Origin of the sequence: Falsihalocynthiibacter sp. S25ZX9, assembly GCF_041205405.1 — a bacterium.
In the GTDB taxonomy this organism is placed as follows: domain Bacteria; phylum Pseudomonadota; class Alphaproteobacteria; order Rhodobacterales; family Rhodobacteraceae; genus Falsihalocynthiibacter; species Falsihalocynthiibacter arcticus.
The window spans coordinates 22147-28630 of the sequence record NZ_JBGFCD010000026.1; the positions used below are offsets into that span (position 1 = coordinate 22147).

General features: G+C 54.7%; 7 protein-coding genes. 5 read left to right on the plus strand and 2 right to left on the minus strand.

Annotation, left to right across the window (positions count from 1 at the left end):
* The first annotated feature begins 21 nt into the window (after window positions 1-21).
* On the plus strand, window positions 22-720 hold the full coding sequence (locus AB9F29_RS19945; RefSeq protein WP_369756959.1) for an IS6 family transposase: 699 nt from the start codon (window positions 22-24) through the stop codon (window positions 718-720).
* Window positions 717-941, plus strand: a complete 225-nt coding sequence (locus AB9F29_RS19950; protein ID WP_369756976.1) for a hypothetical protein — start codon at window positions 717-719, stop codon at window positions 939-941. Before AB9F29_RS19945 ends, AB9F29_RS19950 begins: the two co-directional genes overlap by 4 nt.
* Before the next feature lie 403 nt (window positions 942-1344).
* On the opposite strand, the gene AB9F29_RS19955 is transcribed toward AB9F29_RS19950, so the two are convergent.
* Entirely contained in the window at window positions 1345-2214 is an 870-nt protein-coding gene (locus AB9F29_RS19955) for an AraC family transcriptional regulator N-terminal domain-containing protein (RefSeq protein WP_369756977.1), read from the minus strand.
* A 162-nt stretch (window positions 2215-2376) separates the two neighbouring features.
* Here AB9F29_RS19955 and AB9F29_RS19960 point away from each other — a divergent pair, with 162 nt between their 5' ends.
* The 3 genes from AB9F29_RS19960 to AB9F29_RS19970 are packed head-to-tail and all read left to right on the plus strand — an operon-like array spanning window position 2377 to window position 5963.
* A complete protein-coding gene (locus tag AB9F29_RS19960; protein ID WP_369756978.1) occupies window positions 2377-3285 on the plus strand; it encodes an aldo/keto reductase in 909 nt (302 codons plus the stop codon).
* 35 nt (window positions 3286-3320) lie between these two features.
* Window positions 3321-3782 carry a (2Fe-2S)-binding protein gene (locus tag AB9F29_RS19965; RefSeq protein WP_369756979.1) on the plus strand — a complete coding sequence of 154 codons (462 nt, stop codon included), beginning with the start codon at window positions 3321-3323 and terminating at the stop codon, window positions 3780-3782.
* A 3-nt stretch (window positions 3783-3785) separates the two neighbouring features.
* Window positions 3786-5963 carry a molybdopterin cofactor-binding domain-containing protein gene (locus AB9F29_RS19970; RefSeq protein ID WP_369756980.1) on the plus strand — a complete coding sequence of 726 codons (2178 nt, stop codon included), beginning with the start codon at window positions 3786-3788 and terminating at the stop codon, window positions 5961-5963.
* A 326-nt stretch (window positions 5964-6289) separates the two neighbouring features.
* Here the strand turns inward: AB9F29_RS19970 and AB9F29_RS19975 are convergent.
* Window positions 6290-6484 (minus strand): hypothetical protein (locus AB9F29_RS19975; protein ID WP_369756981.1); only part of this gene is annotated, 195 nt, incomplete at its 5' end.

The window sequence follows — 6484 nt, forward strand, 5'->3', positions numbered from 1 at the left end:
GTTGATCCATAATTTTGGTGAATGACAACACAAAACCCATTCAAGTATTTCAAAACGAGTCCTGAAATCATCCGTCTCGCTGTGATGTATTATATCCGCTACCCGCTCAGTTTTCGCCAGGTTGAAGATATCCTGCATGAGCGCGGGATTGATATTTGCCACGAAACAGTGCGGTTTTGGGTCAACAGATTTGGTGCAAAATTTGCTAAGGAGATCCGGCAGAAGAGGGTGGGGCACCACTCAAATTGGCAATGGCACTTGGACGAGGTTTTTGTGAAAATAAATGGTGAGATATTTTACCTTTGGCGTGCCGTTGATCATGAAGGTGAGGTTCTTGAATGCTTAGTTACAAAGCGGCGCAACAAGGCTGCGGCGAAGAAATTTATCATAAAGACGATGAAAAAGCATGGTGTGCCTAAGATTATCACAACGGATAAACTACCGTCCTATGGAGCAGCCTTTCGCGAGATTGGCGTTGCCGATAAACAATTATGCGGCGGCCGATCCAACAACAGATGCGAGAATTCACACTTACCATTTCGACGTAGAGAACGAGCGATGCAGCGTTTCAAGACGGTTGCGACACTTCAGAAATTTGTCAGTTATCACAGCGAAATCTATAACCACTTCAACCACCAAAGGCATCTAGAAAGCAGGCAATCCTTCAAGCGAAAACGTGCAACTGCTCTCACGGAGTGGTTCAATTTCTGTGCCGCATGATGATTGACTTGATGTGCCTTTTGCGGCGTGCTCAAGTTTGTTTGACAACACCGGCTGGCTGGGCGGTCGCCCATCCATGGGCCGATCAACGCGCCGGATGGGAGGGGTTCGTGATGATCTACACCCCAACCACGCAAGCCGAACTGGATTTTGTGCTTCAATTGGTGGGAGGTTCATACACCTATATCACTGGGCAAATGTTGCCAGAAACACAACAATAGCGGTCACTGGCGACAAACGCAGCATCCGACAGCTTGGGCTCTGACGGTGAGTTCGCCGCGCCATGCCTGAAAGACAGGTTTCGCAGTCTGCGGCCAGATCGGCTCATTTCTCACACCATCACAAAATACAAACTTTCCGCGCCTGCACCCTACCAACTTGGTGACTACCCGCTGTAACCGTCGTCAGCCCGACCTGCAATCCACCCACGACATCGATCCCGGCCCAATGCAGGACAGGCCCGATCGCGATGCCCGCGATCAAGTATCCCAGCACGGACCTAAGCCCAAAGCGTGAGGCCCAGGGGAACGGCGATCATCCCCGCCAGAAACAGAATGAATGTGATAAGCGGAAATTCTGCGGTCATAAGGCAATCCCTTGGGGCGAATGGACGACGGCGGCCTACTAGGCCAGCGCGAGATGATGCTTTGGCGAGCAGCCGAATTTACGGGAATAGTCGCGACTGAAATGCGTGGGGCTTTCATACCCGACTTCAAAACCTGCAACTGAAACAGAGTGCGCGCCACTTGCCAGGAGGTTCCGCGCCTCGATCATCCGCAGGTCTTTAAGGTATTGCAGTGGGGTGGTGCCCGTAACGGATTTGAAATGCTCGTGAAACGAAGATTGGCTCATGCCCGCCAATTCGGCGAGGTCCGCCACGATCAAGGGTTCGCGAAAGCTTGCTCTGATCCGCAAGATGGCCTTGGCAATCCTGCTGGCATGGCTGTCAACCGAGAGCAGATTTCTGAGCATGCCGCCGATGGGGGACATCAGCAGCTGAAAGTGGATTTCCTTCAAGATCAGCGGCCCAAGAACCTGCGCTTCCAGCGGATTATCCATCAGCTTGAGATATCGCGCCAAAGGCTCAAGCCATGTTGGATCGGCAACGCTGGCTGCAAGTGACTTCGCATCCGCGAGAACTGGTGCTACCTCACCAACCTGTTCGTAGAGGCCCCGGATAATGCCAATATCCAAAGTGAGGATGAGCGCAAGATACGGAGCTTCTGGGCTGGCTGCGGTGATTTTTGAAGTGATTGGTAGGTCGTGACTGACCAATAGAGCATCGCCGCGCGCAAGAGAAACAGATTGCGTACCAATGTGTATTTCTTTGTTGCCCTGTAGAATCAGACAAATCACCGGGTTGTAGACGATGGCCTCAAATTCACTCACCTCTTCCCTGAGGAACACGTGCAAGGCGGGTAGGTATTTGGCTGAAACATCTGAATTTTTGTCCAAATAGTGTTCTGACAGGATTTGTAGCTGTTTGAGTAACATGACCATCTCCTTGAGCTTTACCTCTAACAAGGCCAACACAAGTAATCACGTAAAAAACTCGCCGTTTGGAGGAATGGGCAGGACTGTTGGAGAATTTGGCAGGACCAAGCGCACCAAAGTGCGTAGGTTCATCTCAACTAAGCCTTCGATCGGAGAATACCCATGTCAGCGACACAGCCTACCTTTACCCTAAACGCCAACACCGCAATCTCGGCTGTTGGGTTCGGCACATATCTTATTTCCGATGAGGACGCCGAAACCGCGGTAAGCACCGCAATCGAGGTCGGGTATCGGCATATCGATACAGCTTCGGGGTATCAAAACGAGGTGACGGTCGGTGCAGGCATTAAGAAGGGACTGCAGGGTGCGGGTATAGGTCGTAAAGACCTCTTCGTTACCGCCAAACTTTGGCCCGGCAACCTCGCTTGGGGCGATGCGCCTAAGACTGGCGCGCAGACCATCGAGGAATGTGAAGCAAGTCTTGCTCGGTTGGGATTGGACTATGTTGATCTATATTTGATCCACGCCCCATACGGTGGCGACATGCGCCTGGAACAGTGGCGTGCATTGCTGGAAATTCAGAAAAGCGGTAAAGCCCGCTCGGTTGGTGTCAGCAACTTCAACCAGCAGCATCTGGAGGAAATTGAGGCCGCCGGGCTTCCCATGCCCGACGCCAACCAGATCGAGTTGCATCCATGGTCACAAAAGCCGGACCTGATTGCATATATGGCCGAGAACGGCATCGCACCGATCGCCTATAGTAGCCTTGTACCCCTTTCGACGTGGCGAGTTGAGGAAGGCCAGGACAGTGCCAAGACCGACCAAATGAAGGCTGACGGCAGCGCATTTGCAACGATGGCCGCCAACTACAACGTCTCCGAGGCGCAATTGCTACTGAAATGGGGTGTCCAGAACAGATATGCGGTTCTGCCCAAGAGCCTGAACCCGGACCGAATGCGCCAGAACCTCAACCTGTTTTCCTTCATCATCGACGATGTTGACATGGCCCGAATGGCCACAATGGACCGTGGCGAGGGCGTGGCATGGGCATCGGGCGATCCTAGTAAATAACCACAATATTTCATTCGGATGAAGGAGTTGGCGACATGGCAATAGCATTGAATCTGAACGGCGAAACGCACAATGTTGATGTGAGCCCGGATACCCCGTTGTTGTGGGTGATCCGCGACGAGTTGAAACTGACCGGCACCAAATACGGGTGTGGCATCGCTCAATGTGGTGCTTGCACAGTTCATATAGACGGGGCGGCTGTCCGCTCGTGTCAAATGGCGGTCGGTGATCTCGAAGGTGCCGCTGTAACCACCATCGAGGCAGTCGAAGGCACTGCGGCTGAGGCCGTGAAGCAGGCATGGCAAGAGTTGGACGTTGTACAATGTGGTTTTTGCCAGTCCGGTCAGATCATGCAAGCCGTTGACTTGCTCGGGATAGACCCTGCGCCCGACGATGACTTGATCGACAGCGTGATGGGTGGAAACGCCTGCCGCTGCGCCACCTATACCCGCATCCGCGCCGCGATTCATCGCGCTGCCGACATTCTGGAGGGTTGAACCATGACGACTGAAATCTCTCGCCGCCGCTTTCTGCAAACTACTGCTGGGGTCGCACTGATCATTGGCTTTGATCCACGTGGGGCACTTGCGCAAGTCGCGCAGCCGGGTGGTAACATCACCCCATTTGTCAAAATCCACCCCGACGGGACCGTCGCCGCGATCATCAAGCACATTGAAGGGGGTCAAGGCACAGCCACGGGCCTGTCAGCTTTGATCGCCGAAGAGCTGAACATGACCTTGCAGGACATCACATTCGAAATGGCGCCGTCCGACCCGCAGCGTTACGCCAATCTGTTCTTTGGCAGCCAAGGCACGGGTGGGTCCACTTCTATGGCCAATTCGTTCATGCAATACCGAACGGCTGCCGCCGCGACACGGGAAATGCTGCTGGCAGCCGCGGCACAAACCTGGGGCGTACCTGCCGATGCGCTCGTTCTGGCGGATGGTGTTATTTCGGGGTCTGGCAATTCCGCGAACATCAGCGCCTTTGTCGATGTGGCATCGGGCATGGCCGTCCCGACAGATCCGGCGCTCAAAGCTCCATCCGAATGGCGCGTCATCGGGAGGGACCAGAAAGCCCGTTTGGACACACCTGCCAAGATAGATGGCAGCGCCAAATACGCGATGGATATGCACTTCGACAATCAAATGGTGGTGGCGATCAAGCGGTCGCCAAAACTGGGCGGAGTCGTTGCATCCTTCGACGATAGTGCCGCCCGCGCTGTGCCCGGTTTCATCATGGCCATTCAGATGCCCAACAACAAAGGCGTCATGGCTTACGCGGACACGACGTGGGCCGCATTTCAGGCGCGCGATGCGCTTGACGTTACGTGGGATTTCTCAACCGCTGAAAGCCGCGGCAGTGATATTCTAAAAGCTGAGCTCTTGGCGATGGTCAGTTCAGACCCGGAGTTTCAGGCGTCAGAGACAGATTTGACCACTGCTTCGGCTGCGATCGACGATGCGGCACAGGTGATCGAACGCGATTTCTACTTCCCGATGCTCGCGCATGCGCCAATGGAAACAATGGGTGCAACAGTCGAACCACTACCGAATGGAGGTGTAATTCTGCATGACGGCGCACAGTCTCCGACCGTCGGACATACTGTGCTGAGCCAAGTACTTGAGTTGCCAATGGAGAAAGTACAGGTCAATTCGCTCTATGCAGGCGGGTTCTTTGGACGCCGCACCACCCCGGATGGCGACTATCTGGTGGAACTGGCCCTGGCTTTTGCGGTGACGGACCGTTCGCGGGCTCTCAAATTGCAGTGGTCTCGTGAAGACGACATTTCGGGCGGTTACTACCGACCCGCCTACGCACACAAAGTCCGCGTGGGGATTGATGCAAATGGACAAATCACTGGCTGGGATCATCGCATAGCGGGGCAGCCAATTTTCAAGGGCACGCCGTTGGATGCCTTCATGGTGCAGAACGGCGTCGACAATACCTCGGTTGAGGGTGCACGGGAGAACCCCTACCAGATCCCCGCCCACCATATCGGTCTGACGGATCAAAAGGGGCCAACCACCCCGAACTGGTGGCGTTCGGTTGGGCACAGTCACACAGCCTACGTCATGGAATGCATGATGGATCTGTGCGCGGGTGCGACAGGAAAAGACCCCGTGGAGTATCGTCTGGGGTACCTTTCCGGTGGCGGTGCTGATCAAACGCGCATGGCTGGTGTTATCCGTTTAGCGGCAGAAAAGTCCGGTTGGGGACAACCGCTTCCCGACGGACATTTTCATGGAGTTGCGGCGCATAAGTCGTTCAGTTCCTACGTGGCGGAGGTCTGCGAAATCTCGACAGATGCCAGTGGCACAGTGACAATCGAAAAGGTCACAGCCGCTGTCGATTGCGGTATCGCCGTTACTCCGGATGTGGTTAGGGCACAGATCGAAGGCGGGATTGGCTTTGGCATCGGGCACATCATGCGGGCGGAACTGACGCTTGAAGAGGGTGCCGTCACCCAGTCGAACTTCGACGATTATGAGACGTTGCGGATTTACGATCTCAGCCACATCGAAACCCATATCGTGCCTTCATCCGAGGCCCCAACGGGCGTTGGCGAACCGGGTACGCCACCTGCCGGTCCCGCGCTCGCCAATGCCATTGCGGCGTCCGGCGCGCCGTTGGTCACCCATCTGCCAATGACGTCCAATGGCGTCAGCTTTTCATAGCAGAACTCTATGCGAATCCAACCGCCACCAATGCTCGCCAAAATTGGCTTGGCGTGCACTGGTTCAATCTTCGCAGATCGATGGGGGAAGAATTAGACAAGCCCATTGTGCATCATGCTGCACGTCAGACGAACGACATGGTGTGTCTGTGGATGCCGCTCTCCTTGCTGCGCCTTGCACGAACGGCCGGTTTTCCCGCAGCGTTGCGGCGCAGACGATTTTGCAATTGTGGCATTTTCTGTGCGGCGAGCGCATGCAGCGAGAAAACCGAACTCACAGATTGGGCTCGAAGCCGACTTGCGGCAGCGCAGAGAAAACTCCCGTTTCTAGGATTCCCCAATGTCGGCTTCAAACGTTCCGGCACACTCGGTTCGCACCCGCAGCGAATGTCCGGTTCCCTCGGTGGCCTCAACTGGTCGACGCAACACTTTAATCTTTAGGAAGAGATGGAGTGTTTGCCATGAAATATCGTCGTAGGATTTATTATTCAACTGAACAGCGTGCTGAGATTTGGGATCGGT